15 protein-coding genes and 2 pseudogenes are annotated in these 16,614 nt (G+C 52.1%); 6 read left to right on the forward strand and 11 right to left on the reverse strand.

Annotation, left to right across the window (positions count from 1 at the left end; genetic code table 11):
• Positions 1-9: 9 nt before the first annotated feature.
• The 3 genes and pseudogenes from phnW to NBA72_RS06305 form a co-directional block, all read left to right on the forward strand.
• Complete coding sequence (phnW, locus tag NBA72_RS06295; RefSeq protein ID WP_000203955.1) at positions 10-1,113, forward strand: 2-aminoethylphosphonate--pyruvate transaminase; 1,104 nt, start codon at positions 10-12, stop codon at positions 1,111-1,113.
• Positions 1,114-1,122: 9 nt separating this feature from the next.
• Complete coding sequence (gene phnX, locus NBA72_RS06300) at positions 1,123-1,932, forward strand: phosphonoacetaldehyde hydrolase (RefSeq protein ID WP_042948140.1); 810 nt, start codon at positions 1,123-1,125, stop codon at positions 1,930-1,932.
• A 5-nt stretch (positions 1,933-1,937) separates the two neighbouring features.
• Positions 1,938-2,020: pseudogene (locus NBA72_RS06305) on the forward strand (hypothetical protein); the annotation flags it as partial.
• Positions 2,021-2,028: 8 nt separating this feature from the next.
• On the opposite strand, the gene yajL reads toward NBA72_RS06305, so the two are convergent.
• Both yajL and panE read right to left on the reverse strand, forming a co-directional pair.
• Positions 2,029-2,619: a protein deglycase YajL gene (yajL, locus tag NBA72_RS06310; protein ID WP_001275809.1), complete on the reverse strand. Its 591-nt coding sequence runs from the start codon at positions 2,617-2,619 to the stop codon at positions 2,029-2,031.
• The gene (gene panE / locus NBA72_RS06315) at positions 2,582-3,493 is read right to left on the reverse strand and encodes a 2-dehydropantoate 2-reductase (RefSeq protein ID WP_000705816.1); all 912 of its coding nucleotides are present in this window, start codon (positions 3,491-3,493) and stop codon (positions 2,582-2,584) included. The genes yajL and panE overlap by 38 nt, the downstream gene beginning before the upstream one ends.
• Positions 3,494-3,618: 125 nt before the next feature.
• On the opposite strand from panE, the gene NBA72_RS06320 reads away from it, so the two are divergent.
• Positions 3,619-4,110, forward strand: a complete 492-nt coding sequence (locus NBA72_RS06320; RefSeq protein WP_001138913.1) for a YajQ family cyclic di-GMP-binding protein — start codon at positions 3,619-3,621, stop codon at positions 4,108-4,110.
• Between the two features lie 46 nt (positions 4,111-4,156).
• On the opposite strand, the gene NBA72_RS06325 is transcribed toward NBA72_RS06320, so the two are convergent.
• Together NBA72_RS06325 and NBA72_RS06330 are read right to left on the reverse strand one after the other, a co-directional pair.
• Positions 4,157-5,521 (reverse strand): MFS transporter, encoded by a 1,365-nt coding sequence (locus NBA72_RS06325; RefSeq protein ID WP_023224680.1) that lies wholly within the window; start codon positions 5,519-5,521, stop codon positions 4,157-4,159.
• A 230-nt stretch (positions 5,522-5,751) separates the two neighbouring features.
• A pseudogene (locus NBA72_RS06330) lies at positions 5,752-5,883 on the reverse strand (IS5/IS1182 family transposase); the annotation flags it as partial.
• Between the two features lie 174 nt (positions 5,884-6,057).
• Here NBA72_RS06330 and NBA72_RS06335 point away from each other — a divergent pair.
• Complete coding sequence (locus tag NBA72_RS06335) at positions 6,058-7,569, forward strand: SEL1-like repeat protein (protein ID WP_042948139.1); 1,512 nt, start codon at positions 6,058-6,060, stop codon at positions 7,567-7,569.
• An 11-nt stretch (positions 7,570-7,580) separates the two neighbouring features.
• Positions 7,581-9,050 carry an SEL1-like repeat protein gene (locus NBA72_RS06340; protein ID WP_042948138.1) on the forward strand — a complete coding sequence of 490 codons (1,470 nt, stop codon included), beginning with the start codon at positions 7,581-7,583 and terminating at the stop codon, positions 9,048-9,050.
• 47 nt (positions 9,051-9,097) lie between these two features.
• Here the strand turns inward: NBA72_RS06340 and cyoE are convergent, their stop codons facing one another.
• The 7 genes from cyoE to NBA72_RS06375 form a co-directional block, all read right to left on the reverse strand.
• Entirely contained in the window at positions 9,098-9,988 is an 891-nt protein-coding gene (cyoE, locus tag NBA72_RS06345; RefSeq protein ID WP_000971352.1) for a heme o synthase, read from the reverse strand.
• A gap of 11 nt (positions 9,989-9,999) precedes the next feature.
• Positions 10,000-10,329 carry a cytochrome o ubiquinol oxidase subunit IV gene (locus NBA72_RS06350; protein ID WP_000019878.1) on the reverse strand — a complete coding sequence of 110 codons (330 nt, stop codon included), beginning with the start codon at positions 10,327-10,329 and terminating at the stop codon, positions 10,000-10,002.
• Positions 10,329-10,943 (reverse strand): cytochrome o ubiquinol oxidase subunit III, encoded by a 615-nt coding sequence (locus NBA72_RS06355; RefSeq protein WP_000179833.1) that lies wholly within the window; start codon positions 10,941-10,943, stop codon positions 10,329-10,331. The genes NBA72_RS06350 and NBA72_RS06355 overlap by 1 nt, the downstream gene beginning before the upstream one ends.
• The gene (gene cyoB, locus NBA72_RS06360) at positions 10,933-12,924 is read right to left on the reverse strand and encodes a cytochrome o ubiquinol oxidase subunit I (protein ID WP_000467158.1); all 1,992 of its coding nucleotides are present in this window, start codon (positions 12,922-12,924) and stop codon (positions 10,933-10,935) included. The genes NBA72_RS06355 and cyoB overlap by 11 nt, the downstream gene beginning before the upstream one ends.
• A 10-nt stretch (positions 12,925-12,934) precedes the next feature.
• Entirely contained in the window at positions 12,935-13,891 is a 957-nt protein-coding gene (cyoA, locus tag NBA72_RS06365) for a cytochrome o ubiquinol oxidase subunit II (RefSeq protein ID WP_001239448.1), read from the reverse strand.
• Between the two features lie 452 nt (positions 13,892-14,343).
• On the reverse strand, positions 14,344-15,819 hold the full coding sequence (gene ampG, locus NBA72_RS06370) for a muropeptide MFS transporter AmpG (protein WP_000098479.1): 1,476 nt from the start codon (positions 15,817-15,819) through the stop codon (positions 14,344-14,346).
• Between the two features lie 43 nt (positions 15,820-15,862).
• Positions 15,863-16,441, reverse strand: coding sequence for a lipoprotein (locus NBA72_RS06375; RefSeq protein WP_001537832.1), 579 nt, complete (start codon positions 16,439-16,441; stop codon positions 15,863-15,865).
• Positions 16,442-16,614: the final 173 nt, after the last annotated feature.

Raw genomic sequence — 16,614 nt, forward strand, 5'->3', positions numbered from 1 at the left:
GTAAATAACATGACTTCGCGTAACTATCTGCTGCTGACTCCTGGCCCGCTCACCACCTCTCGTACCGTGAAAGAAGCGATGTTGTTCGATAGCTGTACCTGGGATGATGATTACAATATCGGCGTGGTAGAACAGATCCGCCAGCAGTTGACCGCACTGGCAACGGCCTCCGAAGGCTACACCTCCGTACTGCTGCAAGGCAGCGGCAGCTATGCTGTGGAAGCCGTACTGGGTAGCGCATTGGGGCCGCAGGATAAGGTGCTGATCGTCAGCAACGGTGCATACGGCGCACGAATGGTCGAGATGGCCGGCCTTATGGGTATCGCCCATCACGCTTACGACTGCGGCGAAGTTGCGCGCCCGGACGTGCAGGCGATCGACGCGATCCTCAACGCCGACCCGACGATCAGCCATATCGCCATGGTGCATAGCGAAACGACCACCGGGATGCTCAACCCCATTGATGAGGTGGGCGCTCTGGCGCATCGCTATGGCAAAACCTACATTGTTGACGCCATGAGCAGCTTCGGCGGCATCCCCATGGATATTGCAGCATTACACATCGACTATCTGATCAGCTCCGCCAATAAATGCATTCAGGGCGTGCCGGGTTTTGCCTTCGTGATTGCCCGCGAGCAAAAACTGGCCGCGTGCAAAGGGCATTCCCGCTCGCTGTCGTTAGATCTCTACGCCCAGTGGCGTTGCATGGAGGATAACCACGGCAAATGGCGTTTTACTTCGCCCACTCATACCGTCCTCGCGTTTGCCCAGGCGCTGAAAGAGCTGGCGAAAGAAGGTGGCGTGGCGGCACGTCATCAACGCTATCAGCAAAATCAGCGCAGCCTGGTGGCCGGAATGCGGGCGCTGGGCTTTAACACGCTGCTGGATGACGAACTTCATTCGCCCATTATCACCGCCTTTTATTCACCGGAAGACCCGCAGTATCGCTTTAGCGAATTTTATCGCCGCCTCAAAGAGCAGGGCTTTGTTATCTATCCTGGCAAAGTGTCGCAAAGCGACTGCTTTCGCATCGGCAACATTGGCGAAGTATATGCCGCCGATATCACTGCCCTGCTGACCGCCATTCGTACCGCCATGTACTGGACGAAATAAGGAACCATGATGAACCGTATTCACGCTGTTATTCTCGACTGGGCGGGCACCACCGTCGATTTTGGCTCCTTCGCGCCGACGCAAATTTTCGTCGAGGCGTTCCGTCAGGCATTTGATGTGGAGATCACCCTCGCCGAAGCACGCGTGCCAATGGGGCTGGGTAAATGGCAACACATTGAAGCGCTGGGAAAATTACCTGCTGTTGACGCGCGCTGGCAGGCAAAGTTTGGCCGCTCCATGAGCGCAGCAGATATTGATGCCATCTATGCCGCCTTCATGCCGTTACAGATTGCTAAAGTTGTCGATTTTTCTTCTCCTATTGCCGGAGTTATCGACACGATCGCGGCGCTACGAGCCGAGGGCATTAAGATAGGCTCCTGCTCCGGTTACCCACGAGCGGTGATGGAGCGCCTGGTTCCCGCCGCCGCTGAGCATGGTTATCGTCCGGATCATTGGGTGGCAACGGACGACCTGGTCGCGGGTGGCCGCCCGGGGCCGTGGATGGCGCTGCAAAACGTGATTGCGCTGGGCATTGATGCGGTCGCGCACTGCGTGAAGGTAGATGATGCCGCGCCGGGCATTAACGAGGGGCTTAACGCGGGGATGTGGACGGTGGGGCTGGCGGTATCGGGTAACGAATTCGGCGCAACATGGGACGCCTATCAGACAATGTCGAAAGAGGACGTTGCGGTCCGCCGCGAGCACGCGGCCAGCAAGCTGTACGCCGCCGGGGCGCATTACGTGGTGGATTCACTGGCGGATTTACCTGGGGTGATTGCGCATATTAATGCGCGTCTGGCGCAGGGCGAACGTCCGTAAAATAACTGCCGGATGGTGCTGCCGCTTATTCGGCCTACAGACTGTACCGTTTTGTAGGCCGGATAAGGTGTTTACGCCTCCATCCGGCAATCATTCTTATTCGTAGTAGTTATAAATCCCCGCCGCCATCACCAGTTGCGAAGCCACTTCATGCGCTTTTTCACGACCAACCAACAGGTCGATGATTTTCAAACCAAAATCGATAGCGGTACCCGGACCCTGGCTGGTTAATAATTTTACCCGCGCATCCCACACCACACGCTTATCCTGCCACTGTTCGGCGGGGATCTTATCTTTCAGCGCCGGAAAACCGGTCATATTGCCGATAGGGAAGATATCGTGCGGCACGAGCACTGTAGCGGCTGCGGCGCAAATGGCTGCGACAATGCGCCCGGAGCGGTGAAACTGTTTTACGGTTTCGACCAGCAACGGGCTGTCGCGAAAGCACTCGGCGCCTTTAATTCCGCCGGGCAACACGATGATGTCATAATCGCCGTCGGCAACTTCAACCAGCGGCGCATCCGCCAGTAGCTTTACACCGCGCGAGCAGACAATAGTCAGGTTGCCATCACTGGCGACGCTGGCGGTAGTGACGTGGATTCCGCCGCGAACCAGCAGATCGATAGTGGTGACCGCTTCGGTCTCTTCACTACCAGGGGCGAGGCATACCAGTGCCTGAGCGCTCATACTCACTCTCCTTTCGCTTTACCATTTCAAACAGGCGGCTATTTTCCGGAACGGCGAGACCGTGCACGCGGGCGCGCTTGAGTAAATAACCGGTGATGTAGTCAATTTCGGTATGGCGCATGGCACGCACGTCCTGCAACATGGATGAGATGTTTTCTGCCGTACTGTCAATCACTTGCTCAACATAATAGCGTAAATCGTCTGCCGATGTGTGGTAGCCTTCACGTTCAATCACGGCGGCGACCTCTTCGCAAATTGCGTTAATTTCATCAGTATGATGGCGCAGCTCGCCGTTCGGGCAGTTCCAAAGCGCGGTGAGCGGGTTGATAACACAGTTGACCGCCAGTTTGCGCCACATCTCTGCGCGGATATTGTTATGCCAGGCGACATCGGGCAGTACCCCCTGCAGGATATCGGCGAGATAACTGTAATCGCCGTCTTGCTCGCGCGCCGGGCCAATATGCGTAGTACCGTTAGCGACATGAATAATGATATTACCGTCGCGGCGCGCAGCATGGGTGATAGTCCCCATCAACATCGGCTGTTGGATATTTTGCAGTTCTTCTATGGTTCCCATTCCATTATGAATGAGCAGGATAGGCGACGTCACCGGTAGGGTTGACGCCAGGGTTCGTACTGCGTCGGAAACCTGCCACGCTTTCAGCGTGACTAACAACAGTTCGCTCTTCGCCAAAAAATCCGGATCGTTTGCCGTCAGTGATTCGTTGAAAAAGGAACCATCGGTATCGATCAGATTTACGCTGCAATAAGGTTGTGGCACCCGTAGCCAGCCCTGTACGTCATGTCCGTGTTTGCACAGTGCCGAAAGCCAAAGTTGTCCTAAGGCTCCGCATCCCAGTACAGTAATTTTCATTGTTCCTCCTCACCTGCAACAGCGCCAGGTGTTATGGCGCTAATTATAGCGTCATCAGCTAAGCTTCTCGTTAAGCCTCGTTGCAGGTATTATGCAACGCAACGAAAATGAAGGGAGAAGAAAAGATGCCATCTTTCGATATTGTTTCTGAAGTTGATCTGCAGGAAGCGCGTAACGGCGTGGATAACGCGGTTCGCGAGGTTGAGTCTCGTTTTGACTTCCGTGGCGTAGAGGCGACTATTGAACTGAACGATGCCAATAAAACCATCAAGGTGCTGAGCGAGTCCGATTTCCAGGTCAATCAGTTGCTCGATATTCTGCGCGCCAAGCTGCTTAAACGCGGTATTGAAGGCGCTTCGCTGGATGTACCGGACGAGTTCGTGCATAGCGGTAAAACCTGGTATGTGGAAGCGAAGCTGAAGCAGGGCATTGAAAGCGCCGTGCAGAAGAAAATCGTCAAGCTGATTAAAGACAGCAAACTGAAGGTGCAGGCGCAAATTCAGGGGGAAGAGATTCGCGTGACGGGCAAATCACGTGACGATCTGCAATCGGTAATGGCGCTGGTTCGCGGCGGCGATTTGGGCCAGCCGTTCCAGTTCAAAAACTTCCGCGATTAAGTTGTTATGCCGGATAGAGCCTCGCCGCCATCCGGCAATGCAGCATTCATCCTTTGCTGATAAGCTGTTCAACTTCAAAGCGATTGGTCACTTTGCTGTCGATTTTGACGTAAGCGGAATGCTCTTCCGCCACGATCAGCGCTTCGCTTACGCCTTTCATTGCCAACAGTCGCTGTTTTAGCCTGTCGTCAGCAACGATATCCGCTGGAATTTCCACGCGCAGGCTGCTGACATAGGGCGGCTCTTTCATGGTACTTGCCACCGCCAGCCATACCATCGCCAGTACGGCCCCGGCAAGGAAAACGGTTTGCCCATCAAACGTGCCGTCTATCCAGCCGCCCAGCGAACCGCCAAGCGCCACGCCAAGAAACTGACTGGTAGAATAGACGCCCATCGCCGTTCCTTTATACCCCGCGGGCGACTCTTTGCTAATAAGCGAAGGCAGTAGCGCCTCCATCAGATTAAAGGCGAGGAAAAAGAGTTGTACGCCAATCACCAGCTCCCAGAAATGCTGGCCCGCTCCCCACAACACGATTTCCGCGACGATAATGAGCCCCACGCAGAACAGGAATACCTGCTTCATCCGCCGTTTGACTTCAGCATAGATGATAAAAGGCACGACGGCGGCAAAGGCGATCACCATGGTTGCCAGATACACCTTCCAGTGTTCGGCGGCAGGGAAACCGGCATCGGCAAGCTGGCCGGGCAGGGCGACAAAGGTGGACATCAATAAAATATGCAGACACATAATGCCGAAATTGAGCTTGAGCAGCCTCGGCTCCGCCAGCACTTTACTGAAGCTGCCTTTGACCATCCCGGATTCGCGATTCAGCACATGGTTGGTACTGTTGGGAACCACCCAGATTGTCAGAAGAATGCCCAGAGTGGCGAGGGCGGCGATCATCCAGAACAACGCGTTCAATCCCAGACTATGGGTAACAATCGGCCCTAATACCATCGCAATCGCGAAAGTGATACCAAAGCTGACGCCGATAAACGCCATCGCTTTGGTGCGGTTTTGTTCTCGGGTGAGATCAGACAGGAGCGCCATGACGGCGGCGGCAATAGCGCCGGACCCTTGTAGCGCTCGCCCCAGAATAATGCCCCAGATTGAGTGAGAGAGCGCGGCAATGATGCTACCCGCGACAAATACCGCCAGTCCGCCGACAATCAGCGGTTTGCGGCCAATGCGGTCGGACAGCAGCCCAAAGGGAATTTGAAAGATAGCCTGCGCCAGCCCGTAAATGCCGATCGCAATGCCGATTAATGCTTCGCTGGCGCCCTGTAGCGCCATACCGTATGTGGTCAGTACTGGTAGAACCATAAACATACCCAGCATACGCAACGAAAAGACGGTCCCTAAACCCCATGTGGCGCGCAGCTCCCCTGGCGTCATTTTATAATCGTTCATTGCCACCTCTGTATAAAAGCTGGGAGTAGTGTAGTGCGGGGAGTGTGCCGGGTAAATAGAGGGTTAATTAGCAAATATTATGTTTTTGAAACAGTTGAGCTAAAAAAGAGATAAATTGTTAACACGATAGGGGCGATCGGGAGAGTCAGCATAGCCTTGTGCTCATTCATATTCCGATCTCCTTGAGCTGTAGTGGCTATCTGAGCCATATCAGTATAGTGTAGCGGTTAGCCACGGCCTTCAGGCGGTGTGCGCTGTTGCTCCATGTTGCAATAGCAGAACTCGTCAAGCCAGACTGTCAGCGAACCGCGCTGCCTGAGTGTGGCTGGCCGGTGGGTGATTTTAAACTTTTGCTTTGCCATAGGAACCCGATTCTGAAACGACTGCGATGATCAGATCCGCCCATCTTCTGAAAATTTGATTTATTCAACAACGCCGAGACTGATAGCAAACTTTCTGCGTGATGGCGCGCGTTTATCAGGCAGAAGGTTCGTCAGCAGTCGCATTTATTATATTATTCAAGGAGTGAATTCGTTATGGAAATTAAATATTTATCATTATGTATTTTGGTGGGTATTTTATTTGTTAGCCAGGTAAATGCATCAGAGAACAACGGTAAAGATGATGTAAAATATGCTGCGCTTACCCAGAAGGATCTTGATGCTTTGCCCGTAGAGAAAAGAGCCTCGGTTCTGGATAAACTGGGGTTTATCCATGAATACGGTATTGGTGTGCCGATGAATCGCGAACGGGCGTTGCAGTATTACAAGCAGGCCTGTGAACTTGGCGGTAACTACGGCTGTTATAATGTGAAGTATGCTTATCAGTATGGCGACGGAGTGGCGAAAGATAGCGCTCAGGCCAATATGTATGCTAAGAAAATGAATCTGGATAATTTATTGATTGAGCAAGAGTATATCGATAAGTTTTCGCAAGAAATTTACACGGCAAAAGCATTGGCCGATACGGATAAATCGCAGCGGCCAGAATTTATTAATGCACTATTTAATCTCCTAAATAATAGGCCAGAGAGCGATGCGCTTTTTTTTAGTCGTATCGGATTTAATCAGGAAAAAACGTTCCGCCTTGCTACGCTATGGGTACAGGACGGCGATCCACAAATGGATTATCAACTGGGGTTACTCACCCTTAATGATTTCTCTGGTCATTATGTGGATGAGCCTTATAAGGCCAGGCCAGCCTCGTTGAAATGGTTTCGCGCCGCTGCGGAAAAAGGCGTCGTTGAGGCCCAATCTCTCTTGGGGGGTATTTATTCGGGGGGAGAGGGCGATGAGTGGGGGATTAAGCCAGACATTCAGGAAGCACAAAAATGGTATGGGCAGGCGGCTGAACAGGGTGACAGCGATGCACAGATTGCGTTAGGTAAAATCTATTATTCTGGCGCAACAGGGCGCACTGATTACGCTAAAGCGCTGGTATTATTTACGCAGGTTGAAAATGATGGTACTAATTCGCGCTCAACGATGCCGTTGAGTTGGATGTATTATAACGGTTTAGGTACTGCACCTGATTGTGATAAAGCCTGGTCGTATTACAAGAAAGCATCTCGATATGTAGGTAAGAAAGTTGAGGAAAAAATATTTTTGAGTAAATGCGCAGCGGATATTCAGAGTCGAAAAAACAACGCGGATGCTTTACCCAAAGTAACCCTAAAAAAAGAGAGTATTTTCTCTCGCGGGATAACGGCTAAACCGAAAGAATGCGCACTAATTTTTCAGATTGGCACAGATAAAATCCGTAACATGGCGAATTTGCATATTACGCTTGAGCTGAAAAATGATGATGGAGTGGCAACTGAGGAAACGTTAATGATTCCGCCATTCGGTTTGAATACTCTGGGGATAGATATGCAAAATCATGATGTTGATCCTCTCGTTACCCCATACGATCTCCCGCTGTATACGCAAGATTTTTGTCACGGGATCGGCGATATCCATTTTACGCTGAAATCCGCTACGGCAACGATTAACGGTAAGAATGTCGATTTACTGAAAGCTGACAGTGTGCGCTTTTTAGATAAAGAATAAGGGAATGAAAAATGATAAAACGGAAATGGAATCTTTTGCTTCTGCTTGGGCTTTCTTTCGCATCGGTATGCCAGGCAGGTGATGATATTGACGCGTTGTATAGCCGTATTGCGCAGAAAGATATTCAGGCGCTAAATGAGCTAAAAGCGTTAGCCAAAGATAATAATGCTCAAGCGCTGGCGGAGTTGGGATTTATTTATGAGTACGGTGTTGCCGTGCCGAAAGATACGATACAGGCTATCAAGTATTATGAGCAGGCTTGTCATGTTGAAGAACCCTATGGCTGCTACAACGCTCGTTATTTTTATCTGCATGGCCTGGGGGTGATGCAGGATGACGTTTTGGCAAAAGAGCTTGCGGGTAAAACCAGTAAAGCAGACATCGATACTGATGCGCAGACGGTGACGCGCCTGATAGCCGACGAAATAGATACGGCAAAGCAAGCCGCGGAAAGCGATATTACTCAGCGTTCCCGGTTTATTGAAACATTACGCCAGTATGCCGGCGGCAGGAGCGCGATGGCCGCGCTCATCACGCGCCTGGGTTATTCAAAGGCGGATATCCTGCACCTTGCGGAGCTGTGGGCGCAGGAGAGAGACCCTGAACTTAACTTTATCGTTGGTAGCCTCTATGACTCTGGTTTTGTTGAGGTCGACGATAAAGAGGCGCGTTCGTTGCAATGGTTCCGCAAGGCTGCTGAATTGGGCCAGGCTGATGCGCAGAATATACTCGGTTACTTCTACTTGAATGGAAAACGAGGGATTAAGCGCGATCTGCAGAAGGGGGTGCAGTGGTATGAGTTGGCGGCTGCGCAGGGTAATGCCGATGCGCTCATAAATCTTGGTGAGATCTATTACTCCGGGACGCAGGTTCCGCTTGATTACGCTCGGGCGTTTGAATTCTTTGATCGGGCGGCGAAGATGGGCAAGTCTCGCGCTTTAAACTATCTTGCCTGGATGTATACCAACGGTCAGTTTGTCGACACGGATTGCCGGAAGGCAGCGGAGTTGTTTGCTCAGGGGCGAACAAGTTTTGCAGACGATCCCCATTTTCAGGTGACCTGCGAAAAAGACCGACAGGCCCGCGCTGAGGCTGTGGCAATGCGTGAAAAGAATTTGCCGAAGTTAACCTTCAATCGTGATCGTGTTTTCGGTGCGAGCCAGGGCAGCGGCTATGCATGCGAGCTGGAGTTTGTCGTCAAAACGGACAGAATCAGCAGTATAGAGAATTTACGCGTCTCACTGGCGCTGAAAAATAAGGCCGGGGCGATGTCACAGCAGGTTATCGCATTTGAGCCTTTTGGGCTAAATACGCAGAACCGCAATTTACAAGGGTATAAGTCTGATACGCTCCGTGAATCGACATTACAACCTGTCTATCAGCCGGAATTTTGCGATGTTGATAGCTATAGCGTGACTGCTGTGACGGGAATGGTTAACGGTAAAGAGATGGATATGCTTAAGGCAGGCGTTTTTCTGTAACTGCGAGCGAAAATAATGGCGTATCAAGCGATACGCCATCAAAAGTCTTACCAGACGTAAGTCAGCAGATTCTGCGAATTCGGCACCATAAAATCAACGGACATCATGATACTCAGCGCGGTAATCGCAATGATAGAGAAGCCGAACAGCTTGCGCGCCCAGACCTTATCATCTTCCACTTTGTAACCGCGTAGCGCCATGCCGAGCCACCAAACGCTGACCGCCGCGGCGACCACCAGGTATTTGTAACCGGCATAACCGCCCAACGTGAGCATTAGCGTTGCAACGGCAAACGCAATGATGTACAGCGTGATGTGGTTTTTAGCGACTGAGATTCCTTTTACCACCGGCAGAACCGGGATATTGGCCGCCTGATAGTCCTTAAAGCGGAAAATGGCGATGGCGTAAGAGTGCGGCATCTGCCAGAGGCTGAAAATAGCCAACAGAATCGCCGCGCCGCTGTCAAAGTCGCCCGTTACGGCGCAGTAGCCAATCACCGGCGGCGCTGCGCCGGAGAGAGAACCAATCAGCGTGCCGTAAACGGAGTGACGCTTCATGTACAAGCTGTACACGCCAACGTAGACCACGAAGCCCATCACCCCCAGCCAGCAGGCCAGAGGATTGGCGCCAAACCACAACAGCATAAAGCCAGCAATACCCAGCAGGGTGGCGTATACCAGCGAGACGCCAGGAGAAATCAGGCCTTTGACCAGCACCCGATTCTTGGTCCTTTCCATCTTCCTGTCGATATCCCTGTCGATGTAGTTGTTAAATACACAACCCGACGCCACAACCAGTGACACCCCGACCAGCGTATAAATGAACAGGGGATAGTCAATGCTGCCCTTTGAGGCCAGCAGAAATCCCCCGATCACCGAGATCAGGTTGCCAAAGATGATGCCTGGTTTCGTTACTTGCAGGTATTGCTTAAACATCATACTCGCCGCTCTTAGTGCATCATCATGTTGTAGTTGAGGTTCCACATAATCCAGATGGAGCCCACAACCAGGATGGCGATGATCAGCACGGTAAAGATGAAGGCCGTCATGTTCCAGCCTTCATCAGATTTGGTGTTCATGTGCAGGAAACACACCAGATGCACCAAAATCTGCACCACTGCCATTGCCAGGATAGATCCCAGAATAACGGCCGGAGAGGCAGCGCCGGTCATCACCATCCAGAATGGAATAACCGTCAGGATGACCGACAGGATAAAGCCGGTCATGTACGTTTTTACGCTGCCGTGGGATGCGCCGCCGCTCTCGGTAGAATGACTCATTACATCGCCCCCATCAGATAAACAACAGTGAATACGCAAATCCAAATCACATCCAGGAAGTGCCAGAACAGGCTCAGGCACATGATGCGGGTACGGTTAGTGCTGGTCAGACCGCGACGGGCAACTTGCACCATCAGCACCGCCATCCAGATCAAACCGGAAGTGACGTGCAGACCGTGCGTGCCGACCAGCGCGAAGAACGCAGACAGGAAGCCGCTGCGATCCGGGCCCATACCGTTAACAATCAGGTGATGGAATTCATAGAGTTCCATCCCGATAAATCCGGCACCGAACAAGAAGGTCAACGCCAGCCAGGAGATAACCTGGCTCTTGTTGTTCTTGTGCATGGCGATCGCCGCCATGCCGTAGGTAATGGAGCTAAATAACAGCAGGAAGGTTTCAACCAGAACGAACGGCAGTTCGAAAATGTCCTTACCTGTCGGGCCGCCAGCGGTGCCGTTCACCAGAACGGCATAGGTAGCAAACAGAATAGAGAACAGAATGCAGTCGCTCATCAGGTAGACCCAAAATCCGAAGATTTTGTTCTGGCCTGCGTCATGGTGCCCGTGTTCGTGCGCGTGGGCAGTCGCGTGCGTTAAAGTATCAGTTGCCATTTTTCAGCCCTGCCTTAGTAATCTCATCGAAATGCTGGTTTTCCAGTTTTTCGACTTCCGGGACCGGCACGTAGTAATCCACATCTTCATCAAAGCTTTTTACAATCCAGCTGATGATCATGCCTGCGAAACCCACTATCGCCAGCCACCAGATATGCCAGATCATGGCGAAGCCAAATACCGTCGCGAAGGCGGCGATAACAATACCGGCACCGCTATTTTTCGGCATATGAATCTCTTCATACTGTCCAGGCTGTTGGTACGCTTCGCCTTTTTCTTTCATTTCCCAGAAGGCGTCACGTTCGTGAACGTGCGGCACAACGGCAAAGTTATAGAACGGCGGCGGAGACGAGGTTGACCACTCCAGCGTACGGCCACCCCATGGGTCGCCGGTCAGATCGCGGTTCTGATCGCGGTCGCGAATAGAAACGAAGATCTGAATCAGTTGGCACAGGATACCCAGCGCAATCAGCGCGGCACCGGCGGCGGCAACCATCAGCATCGTATGGAACTGCGGATCAATTTGCTGGCTGAGGCGACGGGTCATGCCCATGAAGCCCAGTACGTACAGCGGCATAAAGGCTACAAAGAAACCGATAATCCAGAACCAGAAGGCGCGTTTACCCCAGGTTTCGTTCAGCTTGAAGCCAAACGCCTTCGGCCACCAGTAGGTCATACCCGCGAAGCAGCCAAACACCACGCCGCCGATGATCACGTTATGGAAGTGCGCAATCAGGAACAGACTGTTGTGCAGGACGAAGTCCGCGCCCGGTACCGCCAGCAGCACGCCGGTCATACCGCCGACCGAGAAGGTCACGATAAAGCCGATGGTCCACATCATTGCGGAATGGAAGACGATACGGCCCTGATACATGGTGAACAACCAGTTGAAGATCTTCACCCCGGTCGGGATGGCGATAATCATGGTGGTGATACCGAAGAAGGCGTTAACGTTCGCGCCCGCGCCCATCGTGAAGAAGTGGTGCAGCCAAACGATAAACGACAGTACGGTAATACAGACGGTCGCCCAAACCAGCGAGGTATAGCCGAACAGACGTTTACGCGAGAAGGTCGCTGCGATTTCGGAGAATACCCCGAAGACCGGCAGAATCAGAATGTACACTTCCGGATGGCCCCAGGCCCAAATCAGGTTGATGTACATCATCATGTTGCCGCCCATATCGTTGGTAAAGAAATGGGTGCCCAGATAGCGATCCAGGGTCAGCAACGCGACGGTAACCGTCAGAATCGGGAAAGAGGCGATGATCAGTACGTTGGCGCACAAAGAGGCCCAGGTAAAGACCGGCATCTTGAACATTGTCATACCCGGCGCACGCATCTTCAGGATCGTCACGAAGAAGTTGATACCGGTTAACGTCGTACCAATACCCGAGAGTTGCAACGCCCATATCCAGTAATCGACCCCGACGCTGGGACTGTACTCTATTCCCGATAGCGGCGGATAAGCCAGCCACCCTGTCTGCGCGAATTCACCCACGCCCAGCGAGAGGTTAACCAGGATAACGCCGACAACGGTGAACCAGAAGCTCAGGTTGTTCAGGAAAGGGAACGCAACGTCGCGCGCGCCGATCTGCAGCGGAACCACCAGGTTCATCAGACCGATAACGAAGGGCATCGCCACGAAGAAGATCATGATTACGCCGTGAGCGGTAAAGATCTGATCGTAGTGGTGCGGCGGTAGAAAACCCGCTTCGCCGGCGGAGGCAAGCGCCTGCTGGCTACGCATCATGATGGCATCGGCGAAACCACGTAACAGCATCACAATCGCGACGATGATATACATGATGCCGAGGCGTTTATGGTCAACCGACGTTAACCACTCTTTCCATAGGTAGGTCCACTTACCGAAGTAAGTAATCGCTGCCAGTATCGCCAGTCCCCCGACGATAATTGCAGCGATCGTTACCATGACGATAGGTTCATGGAACGGTACTGCATCCAGTGATAATTTTCCGAACATCTTATCTTCCTCAACCCTTGGAGTTGGCGGATTCCGCGTGGCTCATGTCCATACCTTCCATTCCTTCATGCGAGCTGTGCTCACCTTCAGGTTGGGTCATGTCCATGCTCTTACCGTGGTCCATGAATTTGTTAATAACGTCCTTGAACAAATCTGGTTTCACGCTGGAGAAATATTCCACCTTGTTGTACTCGCTTGGCATAGCCACTTTCTCGAACGCCGCCATATCATTCATGGTGTTCGGAGACTGCTTCGCTTTTGCGACCCATTGGTCGAATTCTGCGCGGTCTTTGGTGGCGATAGCTTTAAACTTCATACCAGAGAAGCCCGGGCCGCTATAGCTGGCGGAGATGCCATCGTAGGTTCCGGGTTCGTTGGCGATCAGATGCAAACGTGTTTGCATACCGGCCATGGCATAAATCTGGCTACCCAGACGCGGGATAAAGAAGGAGTTCATCACGGAGTTGGAGGTCACTTTGAAATAAACCGGCGTGTTCGCCGGGAAGGCGATCTCGTTGACGGTGGCGATACCCTGCTCCGGATAGATGAAGAACCATTTCCAGTCCATGGAAACCACTTCGATGGTGATCGGTTTTTCGTCATGCGCCAGCGGCTTGCTTGGTTCAAGCGCGTGCGTGGTTTTCCAGGTCAGTACGGCAAGGAAAATGATGATTAAGATAGGCACCGTCCAGACCACGGCTTCCACTTTATTGGAGTGTGACCAGTTCGGGCTATACTTCGCATCCTTATTACTCGCACGATACTTCCAGGCGAAACCAACAGCCATCAAGATGGCGGGAATAACGACGATCAACATCAGGCCAAATGCCGTCAGTATCAGCGAACGTTGCTCCAGTCCAATCTGTCCTTTGGGATCCAGCAGCGCAGAATTACAGCCACTGAGTAATGCAGTGCCTGCAATTAATGACAACCATCCCAAACTTTTATTGTATTTCCTGAGTCTCATTTAACGACCTCAATTCCACGGGACCTGGTGGCGTTTAAAGTGTAGGGGCATTTTACGGTAAGGTTACATTACTGTAAACATGATTGGTTCTGTGTTACCAAGTTCTGCCGCGCATGTCACATATGTTGCCAAGTATGTCGAAATAACTTTAAGACACTGTTGAAACTTTGCGTTATAACGGATGAGGTCTGTAAGTGGGATGTTGAGGGGTAATTGGTATAACCAATGTAAAAATAAAACAATTACTTAACAATTTATTATCAATAAAAGGACAATCAACGGCAGAAATTTAAATTTAATCGGCTGAATCGTGTAAAGAAAATAGGTGGCGTAGAAATTACCAATAATTTCCAAAATTCTGTTGCGCACAAAAAGACAAATATATTTTTTATCAATTGATGGTTATTTAGCCGTTATAATTCCGGGTCGTTATTACAACGGCAAATAATGTTTTACAGCAGGCGTGTTTTTCGTAGCGCCAGGTAGTCCAGCAACCCGCCAAAGACAATGCCGCACACGGCAACCGCTACCGCAGTCTCAAGCAATCCGGACAGGAATGAGAAGTTAGTGTAATCCAACGCGTTCATGGTCAGCAGGAGTACCCATACCGCCAGCAAAGCGACGCCCGCGAGCAGGATTGAAAGCGCGAAATTGTAGGCGCCACGGTATTGCGTGCGGGGAATGAAACGCTCGCTCTGCCAGCTATATTCCAGCGTTTGCCGACAGACCAGCAACAGTAACAGCCCGGGAACGGCGGCAACAACCGAGAAGAGGTAGAATGTCGGCCAGCCGTGCGCTTCAACGAACCAGCCCGCTACAGGACCAACATAAACGCGGCCTACTGCGGAGAGGGCCGACAGTAGGGCAAACTGTGTTGCGGAAAACGACTTATTACATAGCGTCATTAATAAGGCGACAAAGGCGGCAGTACCCATCCCGCCGCACAGATTTTCGAAAAAGACCGCCGCGCCCATGCTGAACATGTTTTTATCGGTAATGGAGAGCAACCAGTAACCGGCGTTGGACGCGCCTTGCAAAATGCCGAAAATCAGCAGCGCACGAAACAGCGAAAGACGCTGCATTAATATGCCGCCGTATAACGCGCCGACGATCGTCGCCAACAGGCCCAGCGTTTTATTGACCACGCCGACTTCGCCGGCGTCAAAGCCGACGCCGCGAATCAAAAAGGTGGTGGTCAGGCTCATGGCGAAGGCGTCACCCAGTTTATAAAGCACAATGAGCAGTAAAATCAGCCAGGCGTTGTTACGGCCAAAGAAATCGCGTAGCGGCGCGACGACGGCCTGTTCCAGCGATTTCGGGGACGGGATAGTATCGGTCGGTTCCGGCGCCAGTAAGGTGGCGATAATGCAGGGGATCAGCAATGCCGCCATCAGCCAGTACATGCCCTGCCAGCCGAGCCAGCGATCGGCCAGCCATAGCGCCAGTCCGCCGGAAACCAGCATCCCCAACCGGTAGCCAAGCACGCTGATTGCCGCGCCAGCGCCGCGTTCTTCTGCGGGTAAAACATCGGTTTTCCAGGCGTCGAACACGATATCCTGCGAGGCGGAGCAAAAAGCAATCACCACCGCCAGCGCCGCCATCCAGCGTAGCTGCGTGCCGGGTTCAAGAAAGCCCATCGCCGCAATCGCCGCCAGTAACAACAGTTGGGTGGCGAGTAACCAACCGCGACGACGACCTAAAAAAGGCGGCGTGTAGCGGTCCATCAGCGGGGACCAGAGAAACTTAAACACATAGGCCTGACCAACCAGCGAGAAGAAGCCAATCGTTTTAAGATCGATATTCTCGACGGTCATCCACGCCTGTAGCGTACCGGAGGTGAGCGCCAGCGGGAGGCCGGAGGCAAAACCCAATATCAGCAGAATGGCTGAACGCGGTTGCTGGAAAATACGTAAATATTGACTTGACATAGGCATCTACAGACCCGGCTTCTGCCGGGTCTTGTTGTTGCTATTAACGGGCGTTTTGCTTGATAAAATCGTGAATACTGGTGTCCTGAGACATATCAGCAATGGTATCGGTCAGAACGCTGTTTACCGCGTCGGCAATATTCTGGTTAGAGGCCTGGAACGCCCCTTCAATAGAGTAGTTGGCGCGATAGTTTTTGGTCATCTTGCTGCCATTTGCCGCGGTCGCAATAATCGCGATATCCGCTTTGGTCGCGATGTTGTAGCGCACGCTGCCCTGGGAAACATCAGCATACAGTTGGTTAACAATAATCTGCAGATTAACCGCGCCGTTAGGCCCGATCATATAGCCCCGTGCCGTCATCTGTTTTTCCAGGACTTCTTGTAACAGGAAGCGTAAATCGCGGGAGGCTGTTAACGTTACCAGCTGGTTGTTACGCGTGACTTTCGCTAACGCCTGATCCTGGCGCTGGTCCGCGCCGGTAATGCTAACGGTGACGCCCATCAGGCTCGGGTCCTGCTGTGGCAAGGTGATCTTCGGCGCGACGTCAATGGTCGTCGGCGGTGTGGCGCATCCTGCCAGCATAAACAGAGCGACTAACGGAAAGAGAAGTTTTTTTAACATATTCAGGCTCTCAATGACGCTTAAAACGTGATAGGTAAAAATTCCCGCCATCATAACACCGCTAACGGCGAGGGGAAGTGGTCAACGCAGGTAAATTCGTCGTAATGTCCGATTTGGTATTGATAACGGCGCGAGCGGGGATTTTGAGCGCTAAAAGAATGATTAAGGCAGTA

Source organism: Salmonella sp. NW1250 (assembly GCF_051812965.1).
In the GTDB taxonomy this organism is placed as follows: domain Bacteria; phylum Pseudomonadota; class Gammaproteobacteria; order Enterobacterales; family Enterobacteriaceae; genus Salmonella; species Salmonella enterica.